Annotated in this window: 16 protein-coding genes; 6 read left to right on the top strand and 10 right to left on the bottom strand. The window is 36.8% G+C overall.

Going from position 1 to position 23,994, the window contains the following annotated elements; translation table 11 throughout:
* Nucleotides 1–430: 430 nt before the first annotated feature.
* The 7 genes from J0871_RS04370 to J0871_RS04400 form a co-directional block, all read right to left on the bottom strand.
* Nucleotides 431–1,642 carry a glycoside hydrolase family 27 protein gene (locus tag J0871_RS04370; protein WP_208223726.1) on the bottom strand — a complete coding sequence of 404 codons (1,212 nt, stop codon included), beginning with the start codon at nt 1,640–1,642 and terminating at the stop codon, nt 431–433.
* Between the two features lie 78 nt (nt 1,643–1,720).
* Complete coding sequence (locus J0871_RS04375; protein ID WP_208223728.1) at nt 1,721–4,210, bottom strand: glycan-binding surface protein; 2,490 nt, start codon at nt 4,208–4,210, stop codon at nt 1,721–1,723.
* Between the two features lie 76 nt (nt 4,211–4,286).
* Nucleotides 4,287–5,360, bottom strand: a complete 1,074-nt coding sequence (locus J0871_RS04380) for a hypothetical protein (RefSeq protein WP_208223730.1) — start codon at nt 5,358–5,360, stop codon at nt 4,287–4,289.
* Nucleotides 5,361–5,376: 16 nt separating this feature from the next.
* Complete coding sequence (locus J0871_RS04385) at nt 5,377–6,951, bottom strand: RagB/SusD family nutrient uptake outer membrane protein (protein WP_208223732.1); 1,575 nt, start codon at nt 6,949–6,951, stop codon at nt 5,377–5,379.
* Nucleotides 6,952–6,962: 11 nt separating this feature from the next.
* Nucleotides 6,963–10,133 (bottom strand): TonB-dependent receptor, encoded by a 3,171-nt coding sequence (locus tag J0871_RS04390; protein ID WP_208223734.1) that lies wholly within the window; start codon nt 10,131–10,133, stop codon nt 6,963–6,965.
* 273 nt (nt 10,134–10,406) lie between these two features.
* Nucleotides 10,407–11,375, bottom strand: a complete 969-nt coding sequence (locus J0871_RS04395) for a glycoside hydrolase family 5 protein (RefSeq protein WP_208223736.1) — start codon at nt 11,373–11,375, stop codon at nt 10,407–10,409.
* Nucleotides 11,376–11,387: 12 nt separating this feature from the next.
* Complete coding sequence (locus J0871_RS04400) at nt 11,388–12,260, bottom strand: AraC family transcriptional regulator (protein ID WP_208223738.1); 873 nt, start codon at nt 12,258–12,260, stop codon at nt 11,388–11,390.
* Nucleotides 12,261–12,470: 210 nt separating this feature from the next.
* Between J0871_RS04400 and J0871_RS04405 the strand changes: the two genes are divergently transcribed.
* Genes J0871_RS04405 through J0871_RS04425 form a run of 5 tightly spaced genes read left to right on the top strand, consistent with a single transcriptional unit; the run spans nt 12,471 to nt 19,105 of the window.
* On the top strand, nt 12,471–13,592 hold the full coding sequence (locus J0871_RS04405) for a glycosyl hydrolase (protein ID WP_208223740.1): 1,122 nt from the start codon (nt 12,471–12,473) through the stop codon (nt 13,590–13,592).
* A gap of 13 nt (nt 13,593–13,605) precedes the next feature.
* Nucleotides 13,606–15,444: a sodium:solute symporter family protein gene (locus J0871_RS04410; RefSeq protein ID WP_208223742.1), complete on the top strand. Its 1,839-nt coding sequence runs from the start codon at nt 13,606–13,608 to the stop codon at nt 15,442–15,444.
* 10 nt (nt 15,445–15,454) lie between these two features.
* Nucleotides 15,455–16,645 (top strand): glycosidase, encoded by a 1,191-nt coding sequence (locus J0871_RS04415; RefSeq protein WP_208223744.1) that lies wholly within the window; start codon nt 15,455–15,457, stop codon nt 16,643–16,645.
* Nucleotides 16,646–16,649: 4 nt separating this feature from the next.
* Complete coding sequence (locus tag J0871_RS04420) at nt 16,650–17,843, top strand: AGE family epimerase/isomerase (protein WP_208223746.1); 1,194 nt, start codon at nt 16,650–16,652, stop codon at nt 17,841–17,843.
* Entirely contained in the window at nt 17,840–19,105 is a 1,266-nt protein-coding gene (locus J0871_RS04425; protein WP_208223748.1) for a glycosyl hydrolase, read from the top strand. The genes J0871_RS04420 and J0871_RS04425 overlap by 4 nt, the downstream gene beginning before the upstream one ends.
* Here J0871_RS04425 and J0871_RS04430 read toward each other — a convergent pair.
* The 3 genes from J0871_RS04430 to J0871_RS04440 form a co-directional block, all read right to left on the bottom strand.
* Entirely contained in the window at nt 19,102–20,478 is a 1,377-nt protein-coding gene (locus tag J0871_RS04430; protein ID WP_208223750.1) for a sialate O-acetylesterase, read from the bottom strand. The genes J0871_RS04425 and J0871_RS04430 overlap by 4 nt on opposite strands.
* Before the next feature lie 3 nt (nt 20,479–20,481).
* The gene (locus J0871_RS04435; protein ID WP_208223752.1) at nt 20,482–21,564 is read right to left on the bottom strand and encodes an SGNH/GDSL hydrolase family protein; all 1,083 of its coding nucleotides are present in this window, start codon (nt 21,562–21,564) and stop codon (nt 20,482–20,484) included.
* 195 nt (nt 21,565–21,759) lie between these two features.
* The gene (locus J0871_RS04440; protein ID WP_243870383.1) at nt 21,760–22,956 is read right to left on the bottom strand and encodes a site-specific integrase; all 1,197 of its coding nucleotides are present in this window, start codon (nt 22,954–22,956) and stop codon (nt 21,760–21,762) included.
* Nucleotides 22,957–23,328: 372 nt separating this feature from the next.
* Between J0871_RS04440 and J0871_RS04445 the strand changes: the two genes are divergently transcribed.
* Nucleotides 23,329–23,988, top strand: coding sequence for an ATP-binding protein (locus J0871_RS04445; protein ID WP_208223757.1), 660 nt, complete (start codon nt 23,329–23,331; stop codon nt 23,986–23,988).
* Nucleotides 23,989–23,994 lie beyond the last annotated feature (6 nt).

Genomic DNA, 23,994 nt, shown 5'->3' on the forward strand with positions numbered 1-23,994 from the left:
TGATGAGCGCCATGGTTTTTTAAAACAATTGCAGAAACGTGGCATACAGAAAATGTGTGAAGCGGAATTCGATGGTTATTTAGACTCTAAGATATAAGCCATAAGTCCAATACTTCCAATAGCCTCTATTGTTTTGATTAAAAAAGTTACGTGCCTAAAGGAAGCCACTATAATTCGGTCAAACCCTATCAGGAGTTGGGGTATAATCTTAAATCAGTTCCTTAGGTTCTATGAAAAAAGGGTCAGACTTTAAAAAAGTCTAACCCCTGTTATTTTAATTTTACATACTTTACGGGAAAGTGCCCTTCTTTTTTACTCGATAATCGAGATAAAGTGCTCCGAGGCTTGCCTTTAGATAGAATTAAATTATATTTTCCAATCTTAATGCTTCGTGAACTTACTACGAAGTAGTTTACTGATAATATTTATTCTATTCCTTTGGGCTAAGCCTAAAAGTAAGCACATCGTGTGCGGAAATTCGTGCTTTTAATTTTTTGTCTGTATCCTTCAGATTTTTATCTCTCCAGATATCTTCAACTTTAAAAGTTGTTTCGTTGAAATCTACAGCATAATCAAAATCAGGGTCTTGAATTTTGTGTTTTTCCCAGTCAAATTCAACGTTCTTTTCTTCATCAGCACGATTCAGGAAAGTTACTGCCCATTCACCGTTGGAGAGTGGCTTGAACCAGGTTTCCAGACCATCTTCAGTATTGTATTTGAATGCCTGCACTCCAAGAGAGTCCTGGTTGATAGCAATCATTTTTTCATTGGTCAGAATATCTACTGTTTCAGGAGACATTTCGCGCAAATCATTTCCTGCAATTAAAGGAGCTGCAAGCATGCTCCACATAGTGAAATGCGCACGGTCTTCACTAGTGGTCATCCCATTACCAACCTCCATCATATCTGGATCATTCCAATGCCCGGGGCCGGCATATTTTCTCAGTCCCTCCTGCATATCTAGAATTTTTAGGACTCCCCAGGATGACCAGTCTCCATGATCTTCTTCACAATCCCAGCAATTGTAGATATCTCCAGTTGTTCTCCATGTATGTGCAACATCTTCTGCCCATTCCCAGGGCTGATTATCGCCCCACTCGCACATCGCAAAAAGAATTGGTCTTCCTGCAGAATATAAAGCATCCCTCATGGTACTATAGGCGCCAATTGGGTTAATATTTTCAGTATTACACCAGTCATATTTTAAATAGTCTATTCCCCATTCAGCATAAGTAATGGCATCCTGGTATTCGTAACCGCGACTTCCTGGTTCCCCCGCACAGGTTTCTGTTCCGGCATCAGAATATATACCTAATTTTAGTCCTTTAGAGTGAACATAATCAGCTAGTGCTTTCATTCCCGAGGGAAAGCGTTCAGGATCCACTTGAATAAAGCCTTTTTCATCCCTTTCTCCATGCCAGCAATCGTCAATAATTACATATTCGTACCCGGCATCTTTCATTCCGCTTGCCACCATGGCATCGGCTGTTTCTTTTATGAGGTTTTCATTAATGTCGCAGGCAAAGGTATTCCAAGTATTCCATCCCATTGGCGGGGTATCTGCCAGGTCTTCAGATTTTTGGGCAAAGCTGTTTAAACTTAAAAGTAATGCTAAAAAAATATAAGTGTTTGTTCTTATCATTATTATTGATTTTTTTGATTAAAAAAAATTCCCTGAAAAAAAGATCCCAGGGAATATGGCTAATTAAATTTGTATGGTTTAGTGTTCTTCAAAGCGCACATTATCTATGGCAAAATTTAGAAGTGTATCGGCTCCTTCAAAGGCCATCCCAAATTCGGCATCTACCAGGCTGAAATCAGGCTGGTTTAATACAGATGCGGGAATGCTGACTGTGGTCCAGCTTCCACCGGTATCAAAAGCTTCACCGGTATCGTTCCAGGGCTGCCAATCGTAAAATGCATCAACACCTGATGTAGCATTGAACCTTATTCTTATCATTCCCTCACTTATTGGTTCCAAAGTATAAATATCAAACTTAAGGTTGTAATCATCTAAATTTGAACCCACCATGTCTGCACCAAAAAAGGTATCATCATTTCTCCAAAACAGATCTTGCCAGCCGGTTCCCCCAGTCTGGAAATTAGTTCTTCCGTAGTTGCTTCCGTCCAAGCTAATGGATGGATCATTCTCTACAGTTGTATTTCCCCAGTATGGATCCTTACCATCCCAGTCAAAAAAGACAGCTTCACTATTTGCTACCGGCTCTGGCCCGCCACAACCCGGGGTATCGAAACGCACATTATCTATAGCGAAATTCAGTAAAACATCGGCACCTTCAAAAGCCATCCCAAATTCGGCATCTACCAAACTAAAATCTGGGACACCTAACACTGAAAGAGGGATTTCAACAGTTTCCCAACCATCTGTGGTATAAGGTTCCCCGGTATCGTTCCAAGGCTGCCAATCATAAAATGCATCTACTCCGTCTGAATCATTAAACCTAATTCTAAACATTCCTTCACTAATAGGCTCTATTACATTAATATCAAACTTCAATACATAATCCTCCAGGTTATCGCTTACCACATCAGCGCCGTAAAAAGTATCATCATTTCTCCAGAACAGATCCTGCCAACCGGTTCCACCGGTTTGAAAATTGGCTCTTCCATAGCTACTTCCATCTGGGCTGAGAGACGCGTCATTTTCAGAGGTTACGTTACCCCAATAAATACCTTTATCATCCCAGTTGAAGAAAACAAGTTCTTCATCTCCAACAGGGCACTTTCCTCCTTCGTCTGAAGGTATTCCTAAAACAGGAACAAGGCTATTTGGAATAAGCACTCTATTTATTTCGTGAATTAAGCCATTTGTTGCACCTATGTTGGAATTTACAATTCCGGAGGGTATAGCGTCTTCAAAAGAGGGTCTTAGCCTTGCATTTTCCCCAGTTAAGTCGGCAGTTATAATTTCTTCTTCAAACAAGGTGTTTATTTCCCCGCCATCGGTAAGCTGGCTGCTCATTAAAACACCTTCACGTAAATGGTACATTAAAAGGTTTGAAAGCGCTTCCAATTCTTCTTCAGATTCAAAATCATTCAAGCTTTCAAAATTTGTGATTTGTGCAAACAAGGCTGTAAACGCATCGTTATTTGGAACAAAAGCTGTTAATTCCTGTTCTTCATCTTCTAAAATACTGGTTAAACCAGCTTTTTCAACGGCAGCTAGAAAGGAAGAATATCCCCTGTCTTCACTACGTTCTTTAAGGTTAAGCGTAGCTCCTAAAATTTGTTGAAACACATCTTCTGGCAATAGCACCTTATCTACACCGTGTACAACGCCATTTATTCCTTGGATATCGGTCGTGGTAAAATTGGTATTAGTGTAACTAGCATCAGATATCACTGCATCAGCACTAATTGTTAGAATTTCTCCTTGAAGAGTTGTTTGCTCGGTTTCGGCGATTACCGCTGATAAGGTATTAGCTCCGGAAACCACATGATGTTCTAAAACCTCCTGCAGGATGTCAGCAGGGATATCGCTAAGGTTTTCCCAACCAAAAGCTCCGTTGAGCTGCATCATGAAATTTTCAAAAGCTGCATTTGTAGGGGCAAAGACCGTAAATGGATAAAGTTCATTATCAGTAGCTGTGGTTGATAAAGCTTCATCAAGGCCAGCTAGTTCAATAGCTTCCGAAAGCATTGAGAAATTAGGGTTCGCCTGGGTATGATCATAAACAGTGGGGGGTGGAAGAACACCATTTATTTGATGTAAAACACCATTCGTAGACCCTATATCTGAGGAGTTTGCTATTACCGAAGCAGTTCCATTAAGAGATATACCACCCTCTGTATTTAAAAATAAACTTAGATTGTTCTCTTCCGGTCCTATAGCCATTGTTGCAGTATAGCCTGTTGATAAAGTGGAGGAGAAATCGGCAGTAGTAGTACTTAAAATATGATTAAGTAAAATATTTTCTAATTCCGTTTCACTTAATCCTGAGATCTCAACCTCATTAAAAGCACTGTTATTAGGAGCAAATACGGTGTAGGTGGTCGTACTTCTAAGTGTTGAGTCTAGTCCAGAACTTTCTAAAGCTCCGTAAAGGCTTGAGAGATTCTGTGTCTCACCTATAATTTCACTTAAATTTCTTGGATCATCACCGAGTTGCGGGTATATCTCATCGTCCTTATCGCAGGAAACCAACCCTGCAATAACAGCTAGAATAACCAGGTAGTATTTTTTTATCATTTCTATGGGTTTTAAATTCAAAAGCATTAATAGGCTTTACAGAGATTTAATTTCAGTAAAGCCCATTTTTTAAAGGCTACAGGAAGCCAAAGTCGTCTATATAGAAAATATACTGAGCTTTACCAGTGCCTGAAGATTCCTGAAAGTCTATGCGATTAATTACCGCAGGTGCTCCTCCATTAGGGAAGAATTCCGAAAGCGGAATAACGTATTTGGTCCATTCTCCAGGAATGAGTTCTACTGTAACCTGTCCTGCGAAATCGTTAATTGCAATATTAACTGAATCTCCCGGGTCTCCTGTTCCGTACAAGGAAACCGTGATGGATTCGTATTCATCAAAGGCAATGCTAGGTGGTAGGAATGTTAATCCGGCCCACGCTTCTCTAACACTTTTTATAGAATACTGTCCGAGAGCTTGTTCTTCGGATTGAAGTTCAAAAGTACCTCCCCATTGGCTCATTTCCCAATCTGGATTTAGATCGTCTATGTAAATTGAATAACTAAACCCATAAGAATCTGATTGTGCGGAAGCCCCCCTTGAAGTTTGTATGTTAATAAATGCCTGTTCAATTCCAGATGGAACGGCAACGGTAACTTCGGATTCAGTTACTGAAAGAATTTCGGCTTCTCTTTCTACCAGGTTTCCAGCTTCTTCTGTTCCTGATGTGAAAATAACATTGGATGTTTCCGAAAAATCACCACCCAAAAGTGTTACGGTCTTTATACCTTCCTCCGTAGTACTCTCCGTGAAATCAGTGATCGTCAATAAAGAAAAATCATATTCTGTAGTACCACTAAGGTTTTCTACCATCATAATGTTATCCTGACCAACATAAGGAGCTGTCTCTGGTATTGTAACAAAAGCCAATTCATCTGTGCCCAGGGCCGGATTGAAACCTGCTCGTTCCCCATTAAAATATATGCCTATTATAGAACTTAGGTTTTCACCTCTTATAATATAGGTGTTTTCTAAAGTACCTTGTGTTACTGGAACATCTTCTCTTGCTTCGCTAACACTGGTAATTACAGGCGGCGCATTGTTATTCTCAATATCTGGCGTGTCGAATTCGTCACTACAAGAGGTAACTACTAAAAGTAAAATTAATAGCGTGAAAGAAAGCGAACCGATTTTTATATTTTTTATATACATAATTTAGTCTTTAAAATTATTGTTCGTCATCAAAATCATAGGGTGCCGGTGCCTCAAGTAAAGCTGGATTATTTTGAGTCTCATTACTTGGGTACGGAAATGTTAAATCTTCCATATTTGGAGTAAACATTTCAGAAGTTACAGTAGGTGGTGTCGTATCATTATTAAAAGTTCCTCGCTCAGTTTGAGCTAAGAAATCTAGAGCGAAATCTGGTCCCCTTCTAACTACATCATACCAAAACTCAAATTCAAAAGCTAGCTCAATCCTTCTTTCTTGAAATATATCTTCTATCGTAGGGTTTTCTATATTTTCGAGGCCAGCTCTTCTTCTTACTTTATTTAATGATTCTTTTCCTTCGGCAACTGAACCTCCGCCCATCAATGCTGCTTCAGCATGAATGAGTAAAAGCTCGGCATAACGCATAATGTAAGTGTTATTAGGGTAACTTTGCATTTGGCCACCGCCATTAGTTTCCGCATTTCCCACGACATATTTTTTAATCCCAACATTTGTACCCTGATGATTGACATTCTCTGAAACCGTATATCCTCCGTTTAGATCAGGGTAATACGATCCCGGATCCATAATAGTAGCATAGTAGCGTAAATCCTCATCTTCATAAGCTTCCTGGAGGTCTATGGAAGGTCCAATTGCAGACCACCCATCTGAAAAACCAGTAATACCTGCCTGAGCAAAAAGGGATTGTATAGCATTCCCTTCTGCATACTGTCCTGAAGTTGACCATTGCAGAGAGAAAATAGATTCTGGATTATTATCATTTGCAGTCAAAAATAAATCATAGTAACTCCCGGTAGGATCACCATCCTCAGCATCACCTCCATATAATTTGAATTCACCAGAATTTATTACCTCATTGGCTAGCCTGTATGCTTCTGAATAGTTCTCTTCGTAGAGGTATATTTTTGCTAGCATCGCTTTGGCTGAGCCACTTGAGACTCTTCCGTTATTTTCATAATTAGAACCTCTTGTTTTTTCTTGTAAATTATCAATTGCAAATTGATAATCACGTTTAATAAATTCATATACGTCCTCAACTGGATTACGAGGCACTACAGGCTCCAGGACATATTCAGTATTGTCAGCTATAATTGGAACAGAACCAAAAATCCTTACCAGATAAAAGTAAGCTGTAGCCCTTATGAAACGGGCTTCTCCAAGCGCATTATCTACAACCTCCTGGGGAACATCTGGCCCCACTTCGTTAGGTAGGGTGTTTATAAGGGTATTTGACTGTGCAATTACGGCATATAAAGATTCCCAGGATTGCGTTAGTGTACCGTGCTCGCCCGTAATAGCGAAGTTGACAAAATCTGAGTTCCTCGCATCCCAGGTACGACCATTTCCAGAACTTAATTCTCCAATAGCCCAGGCTACATTCGATATAAAATTAAACCATGGTTTGGAATATAAATGGTTCGTAGAATTTGTTACCTGATCCTCGGTATTGTAAAAAGTATCTGCACTATAAGAATCTTCTGGCGGACGATCCAGGAAATCTTCACTACAAGCAGTGAATAATATGATTGCGGCAAAAAGTACAGTTAATTTTTTATTTATAAGGTTCTTCATCATCTTCAATTTTATAATTCAACATTTAATCCAAGGGTATATGTCCTTGGCGATGGATAACGCCCGTTGTCTAATCCCTGTAACAAGGCATTTTGATTATAGGCGCCAACTTCGGGATCGTAACCAGAGTAATTTGTAAAGGTGTATAGGTTTTGGACACTACCGTAAATTTTAAGGTTGTTTAGCCCTATTTTTTCTGCGAAATTTGAAGATAAATTGTAGCCCAGGGTTATATTTTGAATCCTTAAATAGGAGCCGTCTTCAATATATCGATCAGAAATATTGATGTTTGGGGTATCATTTCTGGCTAGACGCGGCGCAGAAGCATCTGGGTTATCTATGGACCAATAATCCAAAACCGAAGGTGATTGGTTGACATAGTAAAGATTTGCCGCGGTTAAAGTCCTGTCTACTGCGTTAAAAATATCATTACCATAAGATCCTTGTAGAAAAACAGAGAGATCAAAATTTTTATAGGAAAGGCTATTTTGAAAACCAAAGGTAAAATCCGGATGAGGATTTCCAATAACCGTTCGGTCATCATTATCTATTAACCCATCGTTATTAATATCCTGGTATTTAATGTCCCCCAACCAAGTAGTGCCAAAAAGGGCATCTTCGAATGGTCTTCCAAATTGTATTGCCGCTCCCTGGAAATCTTCAGTCGTTCTAAATAAGCCTTCTACTTTATAACCATAGAACATCCCTACAGGTTCACCAACTCTAGTCAGCGTTATATTTTGGTTAGAGTCATTTAGGCTTATGTCCCCATTTATTGTCAAATCTCCGAGCAACTCGTTTACCTCATTCTTATAATGAGAGAAAGTTAGGGTGGAATTCCATTGAAGTTCGGCTTGTGGAGCAGTACTATAAGCAATTGTAAGGTCAAGACCCCTATTTACCATCTCTCCAAGGTTAACCCAGGGAGCAGTAATAGCACCTGGAGAATTTCCGCCGGTAATAAAATCTGTTACTGCTAGTTGATACAGAAAGTCACGAGAAACCTTATTATAGACTTCTACAGTAGTATTTAACCTTTGATCAAAAAGGGAGAAATCTAAACCTAAGTTAGTTTGTGTAGAGGATTCCCAGGTAAGCTCAGGATTTTCAAAATTAGCGAATTCGAATCCAGTTCCAAGGCCTGTATTAATGGTATTTAACCTAACCCCATAAGCAAAATTGGGGATAGCCTGGTTTCCAACTTCTCCGTAACCTCCATAAAGACGGATGTTTTGAATTGCATCAAAATCCTGCATAAAATCTTCGTTGGATAATCTCCACGATGCAGAAATTGAAGGGAAATATCCCCATCGGTTTCCTTCAGCGAATTTTGAGGAGCCGTCAGCACGTATAGATGCAGTAAGATTATATTTATTATCAAATGAATAAATAAAACGTGTGAAATAAGACTCCAAAGCAGAACTTCCCCTGTATTGATCTGTAAAATCGTTAGCATTACCTGTTCCTAAAACCGGCATTTCATTACCTACAAAATTTCCGTCTTGGGCGATAACACCTTCCCATTTGGACTCCTGCACTTCCTGTCCAAACAAAGCGGTAATATCATGCTTGTCTCCAAAGGTATTGTTGTAAGTAAGGAGGTTTTTTATGATCCAGAAATCATTATTTTCTCTTCTTACATTTAATTGATTCTCTCCGCGATTCAAAGCTCCATATGTAAATGTTGGTTGGAATCTATCACTAATATTATTGCCGAAATCTCCACCAAATTCTGTTCGGAATGTCAGGTTTTCGTGAAACGTGAATTCTGCGAAGAGGTTACCAAAAAAGCGGTTTCTAGTAAGAGTATTATCTATATTTAATGCTTCTGCTATTGGGTTTCTTATACCGTAAGCGATTTCCTGTTCTGTAACAGGTCCAGCAAACGAACCATCGGGATTATAAACTGCAGTGGCAGGATTATTTAAAAGGGAAAGGGAAATGATACCATTACTGGCATTATTTAAAGTAATTTGATCGTTCGTGCGGCTACCTGTTAATGTAATTCCTGTTTTGATCCAGTCGTTTACGGTAGCATTTACGTTAGCTCGAACCGTTGTTCTATCAAATGAGGACCCAATCACCGTTCCTTCCTGATCAGTATGGGAGGCTGAAAGGAAATAATTAATATTCTCTGATCCTCCGGAGAATGAAAGCTCGTGATTCATCTGGAAGGCGTTATCAAAAATTTCTGCTTGCCAGTCTGTGCCCGGCCCTAATAATTCTGGATTTAAAAACTCAACTTGTTCATCTAATCCATAAATTTCTCCAATAGTATTTTGTAAGGTGGCATACTCCTGAAGATTCATAACATCTATTTTATTTGTAGGTTCCTGAACTCCAACATAAGTGTTGTAGGTAAGTCTTCCTTGCCCTTTTTTTCCTTTTTTAGTTGTAATAATAACCACCCCGTTTGACCCTCTGGAGCCGTATATTGCGGTGGCAGAGGCATCTTTTAAAATGTTAATAGATTCAATATCATTAGGGTTTATAGAAGCTAGGGGGCTAACATCTGTTGCTCCGGTTCCTGCGCCAATACCACCATCGGCGGTTGAACGCCCACTTGTAGCAATATTTCTGGAATCTCCAGAAACAGGTACGCCATCTATAATATATAGAGGCTCACTTGAACCCGTAATAGTATTTACACCCCTAATTTTTACAGAAACTGCACTACCTGGCTGACCAGAATTGCGCGTAACCATTACACCGGCTGCTTTTCCCTGCATAAGTTGATCCACTCCAACCTGCGGAATATTTTTAATGGATTCCGAATCGATTCTTGAGACCGAACCACTAATTTCTTCTTTTAATTGAGAGCCATAACCGATAACCAAGACTTCATCCAGACTCTCCGAATCTTCGCTTAGAGTAACACTTAATTGTTCTCCACCTGAAACTTCAATCTCTTTGCTTATAAAACCAAGGAAGCTAAAAACTAAAGTAGCGCTTTCACCGGTATTAATTTCAAAATTACCGTCAAAGTCAGTGGTGGTCCCGTTACTGGTATTTTTTACTAAAACGTTTACGCCTAATAATGGCATTCCGTTTTCATCGGTAACTGTTCCGCTTACTGTTTCTTGTGCTTGAATTTGTTGAAATGAGACCCCAAGAAAAAAGATTAAAAAAAGAGGAGGGTATTTTATAAAACCACTCCATCGTTTTAGTAGAATTTTGTACATAAAGACTATTGTTTGAATATTGTTTAAACAATTAAGGTTTTAGAGATTTTGATAGACCTGTATTGAGGCATCTATAAAATCAGACCTAATTTTTTAGCATACTCAAAAATAGCTTAAAAGTTAAGTTACTGTTAATATTATTTTATCATTTGCTAATAATATTTTTCCATTTATTATGAATGTGCAAAGGAAACCGATTCAAAATTTTGTTATTAATAATTCGAAACAATTAAATTGCTAAAATCTAATTACAATTTCTTAAAAATTGAACTATTAATGATCGGTTGTAGTAAGTATAGTTCTAATGAAAGCACCAGACTCTGACCAGGATTCTTTTTTCCCAATATCTTTTGGAAGGGAGTCAGGTTTTAAAGCGGCAGAGGCTTCATCTTTATCGGCGATAGACCAGTTACACCAAGATATGTTATATCTATCCATAAAATCGAACCATTTCTGGGTATTTTCTTTATAGACTTTACCATCTCCATTTGCTTCTGTTGTGCCAAATTCAGTCACAAAAATGGGCAATCCTGCTTTTATTGCCTTTTCTGCTTTGAGCATCAATTCTTTCTGATGTGTACCAGCATAAAAATGAAGGGTATATGCAATATTATCTTCCTTTATTGGGTTCTTTGCGGCTAAGTCTACATCCTGCGACCAGTTTGGTGTGCCACAAACGATAATATTGTTTTTGTCAAATTTTCTAATCTCTTTTATAATTTCAGTATGATAAGGTTTTAAAACCTCATTCCAGGAAACATCCAAAGGTTCATTATATAATTCGTAGATTATATTAGGGTGATTTGCATATTTTTTTGCAGTTTCTTTAAAAAACCGCTTTGCTTCGTCTAAATGGTTTTCGGCATTATGGTCATGCCAGTCTACAATAACATAAAGCCCTAATTCAATAGCAGCATCAATGACGCGGTAGACTTTCTGTTTTTCTCGTTCTGGGTTTTTCAAAAAACCTTCATGCTCTATGCCCATTGCTGCTCTTACAACATTTATTCCCCAGTCTTCTTTCAGATTTTTTATAGTTTCATAATTATAATATTGAGGCTGCCATTGGCTCCAAAATAAAGACATGCCTTTAAGTTCTATGGTTACGTCCTTCTCATTAAGCAGCTGTGTGCCTTCAATTTTTAGCTGGCCGTTGAGCTTAACTGGGGACTGGTCTTGTTGTGCCTGAAGACTGCTAAAGATTAGAATAGCACAGAGGAAAAAGATGATTTTCTTTGTCATTTTATTTATAGTTTAGAGGACTCTTTTTATTCCACGGAATTCTTCCCGGTACTGGCTTGGTGTACAATTTTTATTTTTTTTAAAGACCCGGTTGAAATTTGCAATGTTATTGAAGCCGCATTTAAAAGCAATTTCTGCAACGCTAAGCTCCTTTTCTATTAGCCACCTGGCTGCATATCCTATTCTGGTATCATTTACATATTCAATAAAAGTTTTCCCAGTTCTTTTTTTAATAAAACGGTTGAAAGATACCTGGCTCATATTTACCAATTCAGAAATTTCAGCGAGGGAGATTTTATTATGATAATTTTCCTGTACATAATCGTATATAATCCTTATCTGCTCACTATTTTCAAAATCTTTGTTATTAGAAGTGTATGTAGATAAGAGACGTTGGTTTCTAGAAGTAGCTAAATCGTGCAAAATAGAAATCAACTCGAGAAAATAATCAATACTATCAATTTTAGATAGCTGAAGAATTTTAGGTTTAATTTCATTCGCGATTTTTTCTGAAAATAAAATACCGTGAGCAGATCTTTCAAACATATCCTTAATAGGCTTCATAATTCTTCGGCTCAACAACCTAGTATCAAATAAGTCATCGTGAAACTGAATAGTAATTTCGTGAATTTTGTCATTGGTGCAATTATAAAGTTCCCAGCCGTGTTGAAGGTTGGGGCCTACCAGTACTAATTCTATGTTTTCAATTTCCTCAAGACTGTCACCGATAACTCTTCTAACTCCTCTGCCATTCAAAATAAAATTTAGCTCATATTCGGGATGAAAATGAATGGGAAAGTCAAAATCATCTTTAATTCGGTCGAAAACAAGAAAACTATCTTCTGGAGCTAAAGGCGTGATTTCTCGATGAACATCTCTTGTCATAAATTTGATTTTGTTAGAATTGGAAAAAATTTCATCATTAAATGACAAAATCCTATTAATTTGATATTAACAATCGTGCTATTTTTGATTTTTAATAATTAATAGCTGCTTCAAAATAGTTTTTAATAAAAAACTGAGGTTAAATATAAAATAACATTTTTTTAATAATAAAATATTTTGTCATTTTTCTTGCCTTTAAATTAAATCCTAATGAAGAAAATTTTTATATCAGTAATACTTATTCTTCTCTATTTGAGTGTAATTAGTTGCGGAAGCTCTTCAAACCTTGATTTAAGCAATATTAATACTGCAAATGAAAAAGCCACGATAGGAACCAAAATTCTCTACAAAAAAATAGAGGAAATTTCGAAGCAAGGAATAGCTTTTGGTCACGAAGATGCAACGGCCTACGGTGTGGGTTGGAAAGATGATGGCGGGAAAATACAAAGCGATGTAGAAAAAGTAACCGGTAAATTTCCAGCGGTACACGGCTTTGATGTAGGACATATTGAATTAGGACGATCACACAATTTAGATACAGTTTCTTTTGAATTAATGAAAAACCATATTAAGAAAATTCATAAAGAAGGGGGTATGATTACCATAAGTTGGCATCTTAATAATCCGCTTTCTGGGGGTAGTTCATGGGACTCAATTCCAGCTGTAGCATCGATTCTAGAGGGTGGAAACCAAAGAAAAAAATATGAATTATGGATAGGGAGACTTTCCAGTTTTTTAAAATCGCTTCAAGATGAAAAAGGGGACTATATACCTATAGTTTTTCGACCTTTTCACGAAATGAATGGTTCTTGGTTTTGGTGGGGAGGAGAGAATACTACACCAAAAGCTTACAAGCAATTATGGAAGGAAACTTATAGTCTTCTAAAGAAACAAAAGGTTAACAATTTATTATTCGCATTTTCACCAAACACTCTGAGTTCAAAGGAAGAATTTGATACGTACTATCCGGGAGACGATTTTGTTGATATTATAGGTGTAGATGTTTATAATCACGATGGAGATGAAGCTTTTACTAAAAGTTTAATTTCCAACATTGAGATACTAAAAAATAAAGCACGAAATTCAAACAAGCCTTATGCGCTAACCGAAACTGGTAATACTAAATTCGGCGAAAACCCAAATTGGTGGACAGAAGCTTTGTATCCAGGAATTGAAGGCACAGGAATATCTTGGGTACTAGTATGGAGAAATGCGCGCCCCAATCATTTTTTTGCTTCATTTAAAGAAGATGTTGCTAAAGAGGATTTTAAAGATTTCGAGGAATTGAAAGAAATATTATTTCTACCTGAAGTTAAAAAAATCGATTACTAATAAAAAATAAAGAATGCTACAGGAGCTTGATATCCTAATTATACTATTATATCTAATTGGTACCATAGTTATTGGCCTTGCCTTGAGAAAAAAGGCCCAAAGAAGTAAAGATGATTATTTATTAGGTGGTAAAAACCTGCCCTGGTACATGATGGGTCTTTCTAATGCTTCTGGAATGTTTGATATTTCCGGGACTATGTGGTTAGTTACATTAACCTTTGTATATGGTTTTAAAAGTATTTGGATTCCTTGGTTATGGCCTGTGTTTAATCAAGTTTTTTTAATGGTTTACCTATCAGCATGGCTCAGAAGATCTAATGTAACTACCGGTGCAGAATGGATTTTGTTTCGATTTGATAGTGGACGTGGCGGGAGATGGTCGCATACAATTATTGTAGTTTTTGCTATTTTAAGTTGTCTTGGTTTTCTAGCCTATGGATTTATTGGATTGGGAAAATTTGTAGAAATATTTATCCCGTGGGAAATTATTTCAGCCTACGTGCCATTTAATGTTCCTCCGGCTTATATACCTCATTTTTATGGAACTATATTCACTCTTTTTGCAGTTTTCTATTCAGTTTTAGGTGGTATGTCTGGAATCGTCTGGACCGATTTATTGCAATATTCAATAATGACAATTTCTTCTATTGCTATTGCAGTAATTGCGTGGCAAGCTATGGGCGAGAATACACTTAATGTTCCCGAAGGATGGGCAAATCCCTTTTTTGGTTGGGAACTTAATATGGATTGGTCTGGAATAATCAGTGAAGTTAATACTAAGATAGCTTCAGATGGATATTCGCTTTTTGGAATATTTTTCATGCTTATGTTGTTTAAGGGAATTCTATCGAGTATTGCTGGACCCGCCCCGAATTATGATATGCAGAAAATTTTATCTACAAAATCACCTTTAGAAGCGGCCAAAATGAGCGCCTTTTCAATAGCGGCTTTAATTCCTACACGATATTTAATGGTAGGCGGTTTTTCAATATTAGGTTTGTTGTTTTACGAAGAATTAAACTTAACCACTGCTGGAATTATTGATTTTGAAAAGGTACTTCCAGCTGCAATACAACAATTTGTTCCTGTAGGTTTATTGGGACTTTTATTAGCTGGTTTATTAGCTGCTTTCATGTCTACATTTGCAGGAACTTTAAATGCAGCCCAGGCTTATCTTGTAAATGATATTTATTTAAAGTACAGAAATCCGCTAGCTTCATCATCAAAAGTGAAAGTAATGAATTACAGCAGCGGAATTGTTGTTGTATTAATAAGCATAGTGCTAGGCTTTTTTGTACAGGATGTCAACTCAATTCTACAATGGATAGTTTCCGCTCTATTTGGTAGTTACGTAGTTTCTAATGTTCTCAAATGGCACTGGTGGAGGTTTAACGGTGAGGGATATTTTTGGGGAATGCTCTCTGGGATTATTCCTGCACTGATTTTTCCAATTTTTACGGATACGCTAGATTTATATTATTTCCCCATAATCCTTTTAATTTCAGTTGCAGGAAGCATAATCGGAACCTATTCGGCACCTCCAACTGATGAGCAAGTTTTAATTAATTTCTATAAACAGACAAGACCATGGGGTTTCTGGAAACCTATTTATAGTAAAATTAAGGCTTCAGAACCCGGGTTCGAGAAGAACACAGCATTTAAGCGTGATATGTTTAATGTAGTGATAGGCACACTTGCTCAAACCCTTTTAGTGATTATTCCATTATACTTAATAATGCACAAAAATATTTCAATGATTGTGTCTATTGTAATTCTCATTATATGTGTGATAATACTGAAGAAAAATTGGTGGGATTATATTAAGAATGAACCAAATATTACCAGAAAATAAGTTTAAACCTATGCAGAAAAAACAAGCAACCTGTAAAATACCTGGTTACGATAAAATTCGGCAAAAGCATCAAGAATTACTTGAAACTCCAAATATGCCGGTAGATGATTCAAATGGAGTATTTATTAGATATCAAAACCCTGTCTTAACAGGAGCCCATGCTCCTCTGGAATGGCGGTACGACTTTAATGCGGCTACCAATCCTTTTGGCTTGGAGCGAATAGGGATAAATTCAACCTTTAATCCAGGTGCGATAAAATGGGGCGGAAAATATCTTTTAGCTGTTAGAGTAGAAGGTAATGATCGCAAGTCTTTCTTTGCTATTGCCGAAAGTCCTAATGGAATAGATCATTTCAAGTTTTGGAAAAAGCCTATTGAATTGCCACAGACTGAAATTCCCGATACCAATGTGTATGATATGCGCTTAACCAAACACGAAGATGGTTGGGTTTACGGTGTTTTTTGTACAGAAAGAAAGGATACCAATGCACCTCAAGATACTACTGCTGCGGTTGCAAATGCCGGAATAGTTCGGACAAAAGACCTAATTCATTGGGAAAGGTTACCAGATCTTATTTCTAGCTCTGGACAGCAACGTAATGTTGTGCTACATCCTGAGTTTGTTAACGGAAAATATGCAATCTATACCCGTCCGCAAGATGGTTTTATTGAAGTGGGAAAAGGAGGTGGAATTGGACTAGGTTATATCCGCGATATTACCAATCCGGTTTTAGAAGATGAGAAGATCATTAACCAAAAAGCTTATCATACGGTTTATGAAATGAAAAATGGTTTAGGTCCGGCACCAATTAAAACTGAAAAAGGCTGGCTGCATTTAGCCCATGGTGTAAGAAATACTGCGGGAGGATTACGCTATACACTATATCTTTTTATGACTGATCTTCAGGATATTGATAAGGTGATTTGCCAACCTGCAGGTTATTTTATGGCGCCGAATTATAAAGAAACAGTGGGGGACGTCCCCAACGTTCTTTTTGGTAACGGCTGGATTACTGACGATGATGGGAAAGTATTTATTTATTATGCTTCTTCAGATACCAGGTCTCATGTAGCAGTTTCATCTGTAGAGATATTGTTGGATTATGTGATGAATACTAGGCAGGATAAATATACTTCATTAGAATCTGTTAAAGCAATTCTTCAGCAGGTGGAAAGTAATAAGACAATTACAGAAGGATAATAGAATGCAGGTAGAAGCGGAAAAGTTTCAACATCAGCTAAAAGCTGAACTTCAAAATATTCTATCTTATTGGAGGGAGTATGGTGTAGATGAAATGCATAACGGGTTTGTTGGAAAAAGGGACCACTTCAATAATTTGATTGAAAAGGCAAATAAAGGTGTTATTCTAAATACCCGATTGTTATGGAGCTTTTCTGCAGCATGTAACTTTAATAATGATCCTGAATTAAAAGTTCTGGCTTATCGTGCATACAATTACCTGGAAGCAAATTTTTATGATCATTTAAATAAGGGATTTTTCTGGGAATTAGATTATTTGGGAAATACCGTAAATACTCGAAAACAAATCTATGCTCAGGCTTTTAGTATTTATTCTTATGCTGAATACTACAAGTTATCAGGAGAGGAAAATGCCAAAGAAAAGGCATTGCAAACTTTTCGGTTTATTGAAAAACACGCGCGGGATTTAGTTGATAACGGTTACCTGGAAGCTTTTCAGGCAGATTGGAAACCTATAGAGGATATGCGACTTAGTGAGAAGGATCAAAACGCTCCAAAAACAATGAATACCCACTTGCATATTCTGGAAGCGTATACCACCTTATTGCAAATTACTGGTGATATCAAAGTTAAAGAAGCTTTAGAGAATTTGATAAACCTATTTTTATCAATTTTCTTAAATAATAAAACCGGCCATTTCGGATTGTTTTTCAACGAAAAATGGGCATTGCAAAATGCGGTAATTTCTTACGGTCACGATATTGAAGCTGCCTGGTTACTAATTGAAGCTGCCAAAACAAGTGGGAATTCATTGTTGATCACTCAAACTACTGAGGCTGCAATTCTTGTAGCAGATACTTTTCTGAAAGAAGCTTATGTAAAAAACAAGGGTGTTATTAATGAAAAAAATGAAGAAACCGGGGAAACCGACTTAGACAGGCACTGGTGGCCACAAGTTGAAGCTATGTTGGGTTTACAATATGCTTTTAATATTTCGGGAGATAAGAAATACCAAGCTGCGATATTGGATATCTGGGATTTTACCCAAAACAATTTAATAGACAGGCAAAATGGCGAATGGTTTTTTAGAATAGACCAGGCCAATAAACCTTATATACAAGAAGATAAACTAAGCATGTGGAAAGCACCTTACCATAATTCCAGGGCGCTAATGATGCTTTTAAAAGAAAAAAGATGAAAAAACTTAGCTATTTTTTATTGGTATTTGTGCTTTTAACAGCCTGTAGTAAGGATGATGAGATAATTAACGAACCAGACGAGGAACAGGGAAACCCTGAAGAAGAAATTCCGGAAGAACCTGAAGAAGAATCTCCAGAAACTTATGCTTTTGCGCCGGAAGAAACACTAAGTTATATGGTAGATGCATCGGCTACTGCTGAAACGGTTGCTTTATTTTATAACCTAAAGTCGGTTTCAGATAATCATTTTATAGTAGGCCAGCAGGATGCATTCAGCTCGTTCTTTGATGGAAATGATGGTTTTTCTGATATGAAAAAAACTACACTAAGCGATCCTGGCTTGTTGGGGTCAGACTTTATGTTTATAACCGATGATCAAAACGATGGTACTGCACAGAACTGGTTTTATCAGCAGGAGCAAATAATTATAAATAATGCTTTACGCGCTTATAATAGCGGAATGATTAATGCTTTTACCTGGCATCTTCGGGAACCTTATGAGGGAGAGGCCTTTTATTCCGATGAAATGACCGAATTTCAAAGGCAAAATGCTTTTAAAAGTATTCTTCCCGGTGGTGCAAATCACGACTACTATAAGCAAAAACTGGATAAGGTTGCTGAAGTTTCTCTAAATATGATAGGAGAAGACGGTACGCTTTCTCCCATTATTTTCCGACCATTTCACGAGTTTGAAAAGAACTTTTTCTGGTGGGGGGCTGCTTACAGTACCCCAGAAGAATTTAAAACTGTATGGCGTTTTACGGTAGATTATTTAAAGAATGAAAAAAATGTTCATAATCTACTTTATGCATTTTCTCCCGATAATTCTTACTTAACCAAATCTGCTTACCTGGAGAGATACCCCGGCGATGAATATGTAGATATTTTGGGAATGGATAATTATGGCGATCTTATTGCCCAGGATGGTTCTGGTTTAAATGCTGCCAACCAAAAATTACAAGTAGTTTCAGATCTTGCCAAAGAGAGGGTAAAAGTAGCTGCCCTTACAGAAACGGGCTATTTTGTAACTCCTTCCCAAACCAGCCTTGCCGAGAAGTTTTATTCTGAAAACCTTTATGGGGTACTTACGAATAATGATGTGAATATTGGTTTTATGATGTTTTGGCAGAACTACGAAGATTCTTATACCGTACCGCTCCCGGGAATGGATGGCGAAGAAGATTTTGTAGACTTTGTAGCAAAGGATGAACCATTATTATTAAATGATATGCACGATTTCTACAGTCTTCTTCCAAACTAATTCTGTGTTGTAAAACTTGAAGCTGGCAAGCCTGCTACGTTAAAAATATTGGAGCTTGCTGTATTCTGCCAGGAGTACCTTACAAAAACAGGGTTCTTAACTGCTTTGGCTTTTAAATGAATTATATTGTTTTTAATTTCCATTCTGGCAGGATAGAATTTTTTATCAGATCCGGCAATCTCAAACTGAGATTCGGGATTTTCCCGACCAATTTTTAAACCTTCTGAATACTTAAAATGTACTTTCACTATTTTTCCTTCAGTAGTTATATAATCAAACTGAGGGGCGTGGGCTTTAATCTTTTTTCCGTAAACTTCAGCTAAAGCCAGGTTGGCAAATCTTATTCCAGGTGTGAGTTTATCTTGAGGATGGATGTCGTGAATATTTCCTACATCACTGGTCATCACCATTCCTGTTTTTGATAATTTTAAAACCTTTCGTTGCGCGTCCCTTACCTTTACCCCCGCAAACCCCTCTCCATAATCATATGGAGCAATTTGAGCATAGTAGAAAGGAAGATCTTCTTCCCATTTGCTTCTCCAGCTTTTAATCAAACTGGTAAAAATCTCCTCGTAATAATCAGCATTTATGGTATTAGATTCTCCCTGGTACCAAAGTATTCCCTTAATTTTCATTGAACTTATGGGGTAAATCATAGCGTTGTATAAAAGAGCAGGTTTTATTGGTCCCCATTCATTTTCCTCTAGCATTTTAGCAGCCTTCTTTAAAGTATTATTCTTATTAAATAACACTTCAGGCATCCATACTTCGGCCGGTGTACCTCCCCAACTGGCATTTATAATTCCAATTGGTACATTTAAATCTTCCTGTAATTTTTTAGCAAAAAAATAGCCTATTGCGCTAAAATACTTCATCGTTTCCGGTGAACTTTCTACCCAATTCCCTTCTAAATCTATTTGTGGTGAATCGGCTGTTCTGTGGTCAACGCTAAAAAACCGAATATTTTTGTTTGTCGAATTCCTAATAGCAGCTTCGGCATTGTTTATCCCTGCTGAAGCACTCCATTCCATATTAGACTGCCCCGAAATTAGCCACAGCTCACCTAGTAAAAGGTTTTTTAGGTTTACCTGGTTGTAGCCGGTAATAGTTAATTGGTGGGGTCCTTTTTTTGCGTTCGTTTGTATCTCTATGCTCCACATAGCATTTTTATTGGCTTTGGTGGTGTATATTTTATCACTCCAGGTAGAACTTATTTCTATTTCTTCCCCTGGTTTAGCCCAACCCCAAATGTTGACATTGGCTTCACGTTGCAATACCATATTATCTCCAAAAACACCTGGCAGACTGACATTTGCAAAAGCTGGCGCTTGAGATAGGAAGCAAAGGCTAAAAAGGATTAATAATTTCTGCATTCGTTATGATTTTAAAAGATTTCTAAAAAAGGGAATAAGTTGTTTTGCCATTGCTTCATGGTTTTCTATATCAGGGTGCCCTGTACAACCTCCTGGAGATATATTTTTAAACTGAAAAATTGTGATTTCCTTTTCTAAGAATTCATTTTTGATCTCCTTAAAAACATCAGAAAGGATAGATTTCTGTTCGGCGTTAAGCATGGGACTATCAAGTAAAGCAATTTTTACATTTGGGTATTTTGAAAAAAGCATTTCAACAAAGTCAATATAAGCAGTCGTAAATTTCTCCCGGTTAAATTCTGTACGCTTTTTCTCCCCATCTCCTAACGAAAAATCATTAGTACCGAGGGCAATACTAATTATATCAGGAGCATTTTCAAAATTTGCTTTTTCCTTCGAGTCAGAATTTAAATAGAGATTCTCATAGACATCAGGCATTACTGGCTGGTCTTCATCATTCCAGTTTCGGTACATTCCCATTCCTGAAACACAATTCAGTTTAAAATCAGTATCTAGTGCCCGCGCAATTCTGGGGCCATAAGCCATATAAGCGTTATGCTGATCGTACCACTCTCCATTACCACAAGGAATCTCTAGAATATCTGCACCCATTCCACACGTAATAGAATTTCCAATAAATTCAATTTCCGGCCTTTTGGGAAGATCTAATTTATCGATTTCAAACGCTTCAATTTTTTTGACAATAACTGCGCCGTTAGAGGCTTCAGTAGCTTTAAATATGGAAATGTCGTGAAAACCTGTCCTATCGTTTAAAGGGAACTTTAAGGGGAGGCTTTTTTTTACCTTAAAACGGCCTTTATAAGTATCATTAATTTCAAGATTAATATAAGCGTGATCTGTTTCAGGTAATTCAAAATCAACAATTAAAGTATCAGTTTTTGCTTTAAAATGAATAGCTGAAGCAGAATTAATCAAAATTACGCTGGAGTCCTTTTTTTCGGAAGTTCTGCCTGATGTGGAAACTAGCTCCGTGGAAACACTATAGGAATTCCGGGATTTATCTTTTGATATATTACAACTTGAAATACAAACAATTAAAATAAGGAAAAGTAGAAATCTATTCATAGAGGTTTTTAAAGCTAATTTAAAGCTTTTAACTAACAGTTATTTGTATGATTTTTTCAACAATTAATATCATTTTTACATTTATTAATGTTGAGAAAATACTTAATTCGAGGGTTCTGCTTAACTTAAAGTAAGCAAACGCTAGGATAAATACACTGCATTTTTGTTTGATTTATATTTGACTACGAAGAAAATTTAAAACTTATTCAACTCTTCCTGGTACACATCCATCAGATTCGAAGGTAAAGATTTTAGATAAATCTGGGTAGTATTCAATTTACTATGTCCTAACATTTCAGATATGGCTATAAGTGGAATATTCTTCAACATAGCGTGAGTAGCGAAGCTATGTCTTGAAACATAAGAGGTTAGTTTTTCGTCAATGCCACAACGTTTTGCTAGACGTTTTAAACCATCATTGTAACGGTGGAGAGCGTCCTTAACATCTTTGTATTGTAACTCTACTTTTTCCCTTTTGATAATGGGTAAAATGAACTCATCCGAACTTTTATCTTTGGTATAAAAATTAAGAATTTCCTTTAAGGGTTCGGTTATCTTAATATCATAAAGTTTTGAAGTTTTCTTTCGCTGAAATCGAATACGTCCATTCCTAATGTTTTCTACTTTTAGAAATGCCATATCAATAAAAGACATTCCAAATAACATATAAGAAAGAATGAAGTAGTTGCGGTAGTGAACCATAAAGTCCGAAGGATCAATCTTCATCTCCAATATTTTCTTAACAGATTCCTGCTTTATCGCTCTTTTTGCAGTAGGCACTGTTTTGATCTGATAATTGTAAAAAGGATATGCCTCCCGCTTTATAATTCCTGCTTTAATTCCCCTGTTAAATATGGCTTTCAGGGTGCGCATATAAGAAGCTACTCCATTTATGCTATTTCCGGGTTTTGATAGGTGATACCGTTCAAAATCGACTAGAAACTCATAGTTAACTTCATTAAATTTCACATCTCTCCCTTTAGTGAATTTTCTTAGGACATTAATTAAATGCTGATAATTTTTTGCAGTTCCAAATCGATTAGTAGCTTTTAACTCAACCACTTTTGCTTCACCAAATTCATAGAAAGAATCGTATTTATTTTTACCTACAAGACGATTCTTTAATTGTTTAATGGATAGGAATTCTAGTTCTCCACTCTCACGTAGCTGATTTATTTTATCTTGATATTGGACTAATTCTTTAAGCAAAAGGTTGTTTAAATGAAAGAGTGCTTCGGTTCCTTTAAAGGACCCCTTGATTTTTTTCTTTCTATCGTCCCAGCATTCCTCCGGAATTGCTTGTCCAGTCGCTATTGACGTGGTTTTTTGGTAGTGACCAAGGCGAATTATAACCGGAAATTTGCCATCTTTCCGACTCCTTCTTTTGTCCAAACTGAGGGTTAAACTGGTCTGCATCAGGTAAATATACTAAAAAAATTTGCACATAATTTGCACATAATTCGATGAAATCACCTGATTTCATTTGATATCAAAATTTATTAAAATACTGATAATCAATAATATATGTGTGTATTTGAACCGTTTGATTACCCCAAAAAAATTCTCATAATCAAGGGGTCCCTGGTTCGAGCCCAGGTGGGACCACAGAATAGATATCTTAAACTCTACAGACAGTACGTTTGTAGGGTTTTTTTATTTTAGGGGACGAATGAGGGAACAAATAAAATAGGTATGTTTTATCATTCAATTTTTACTGGAATTGTTAAATTTGGAAAAATACCATCTTAAAAAAATAGTTGTTATATGGAACTACTTCATTTACCCGAAAAAATCAAAAATATAATTGAATTAGGAGAAAGTCATTTTAGAGAGTTTAAAAGTGGTTATAAAGGACATCCTTCTTCTAAGATGAAGCGAACTCCTAAAGAGATTGGTTCAGATATCGGGAAGACTTTAGTAGGGTTTGCTAATGCTGATGGTGGCGATCTCTTAATTGGTGTAGAGGATAATGGCGTAATTTCTGGTTTGGACTATAAAGAACCAATCCTGGAAAGAATGATAAATAGCTATAATGATTATGTACATCAGGATACACCTCTAACGAATGTGCTAGCAAAAAGTATAACTATCGATTCTAAGGTTGTAATCCTTTTTTCAATCAATAAGAGTACAAAATATATTCATTTAACTAGTGATGGTAGATGTTTACAAAGGTCAGATAGAGAAACTATTCCAGTTTCTGTTGAGCAATTAAGGTTTGAGAGACAAGAACAAATCTCTCGGGAATATGATAGAAAATTTGTAGATGGAGCCACTTTACAAAACTTAGATGAATCGCTAATTGCAAGTGTGGGAGAAACTGTAGCTCCTGGGTTTTCTAATGAAAAGGTTTTGCAAACCTTAGGTTTAGCTGAATATTCAACAAGTAAAACTTGGAAAGAGTGCATTATTACTTTTTGGTAAAGATGT

The organism is Salegentibacter sp. BDJ18, from assembly GCF_017579965.1.
Classification (GTDB): Bacteria; Bacteroidota; Bacteroidia; order Flavobacteriales; family Flavobacteriaceae; genus Salegentibacter.

What these genes read in the sequence shown, in the direction of transcription:
- J0871_RS04410 (WP_208223742.1), top strand. Translation starts at nt 13,606, where the DNA reads ATGCTACAGGAGCTTGATATCCTAATTATACTATTATATCTAATTGGT.
- J0871_RS04415 (WP_208223744.1), top strand. Translation starts at nt 15,455, where the DNA reads ATGCAGAAAAAACAAGCAACCTGTAAAATACCTGGTTACGATAAAATT.
- J0871_RS04380 (WP_208223730.1), bottom strand. Translation starts at nt 5,360, where the DNA reads ATGTATATAAAAAATATAAAAATCGGTTCGCTTTCTTTCACGCTATTA.
- J0871_RS04375 (WP_208223728.1), bottom strand. Translation starts at nt 4,210, where the DNA reads ATGATAAAAAAATACTACCTGGTTATTCTAGCTGTTATTGCAGGGTTG.
- J0871_RS04390 (WP_208223734.1), bottom strand. Translation starts at nt 10,133, where the DNA reads ATGTACAAAATTCTACTAAAACGATGGAGTGGTTTTATAAAATACCCT.
- J0871_RS04395 (WP_208223736.1), bottom strand. Translation starts at nt 11,375, where the DNA reads ATGACAAAGAAAATCATCTTTTTCCTCTGTGCTATTCTAATCTTTAGC.
- J0871_RS04370 (WP_208223726.1), bottom strand. Translation starts at nt 1,642, where the DNA reads ATGATAAGAACAAACACTTATATTTTTTTAGCATTACTTTTAAGTTTA.
- J0871_RS04425 (WP_208223748.1), top strand. Translation starts at nt 17,840, where the DNA reads ATGAAAAAACTTAGCTATTTTTTATTGGTATTTGTGCTTTTAACAGCC.
- J0871_RS04400 (WP_208223738.1), bottom strand. Translation starts at nt 12,260, where the DNA reads ATGACAAGAGATGTTCATCGAGAAATCACGCCTTTAGCTCCAGAAGAT.
- J0871_RS04405 (WP_208223740.1), top strand. Translation starts at nt 12,471, where the DNA reads ATGAAGAAAATTTTTATATCAGTAATACTTATTCTTCTCTATTTGAGT.
- J0871_RS04385 (WP_208223732.1), bottom strand. Translation starts at nt 6,951, where the DNA reads ATGAAGAACCTTATAAATAAAAAATTAACTGTACTTTTTGCCGCAATC.
- J0871_RS04420 (WP_208223746.1), top strand. Translation starts at nt 16,650, where the DNA reads ATGCAGGTAGAAGCGGAAAAGTTTCAACATCAGCTAAAAGCTGAACTT.
- J0871_RS04430 (WP_208223750.1), bottom strand. Translation starts at nt 20,478, where the DNA reads ATGCAGAAATTATTAATCCTTTTTAGCCTTTGCTTCCTATCTCAAGCG.
- J0871_RS04435 (WP_208223752.1), bottom strand. Translation starts at nt 21,564, where the DNA reads ATGAATAGATTTCTACTTTTCCTTATTTTAATTGTTTGTATTTCAAGT.
- J0871_RS04445 (WP_208223757.1), top strand. Translation starts at nt 23,329, where the DNA reads ATGGAACTACTTCATTTACCCGAAAAAATCAAAAATATAATTGAATTA.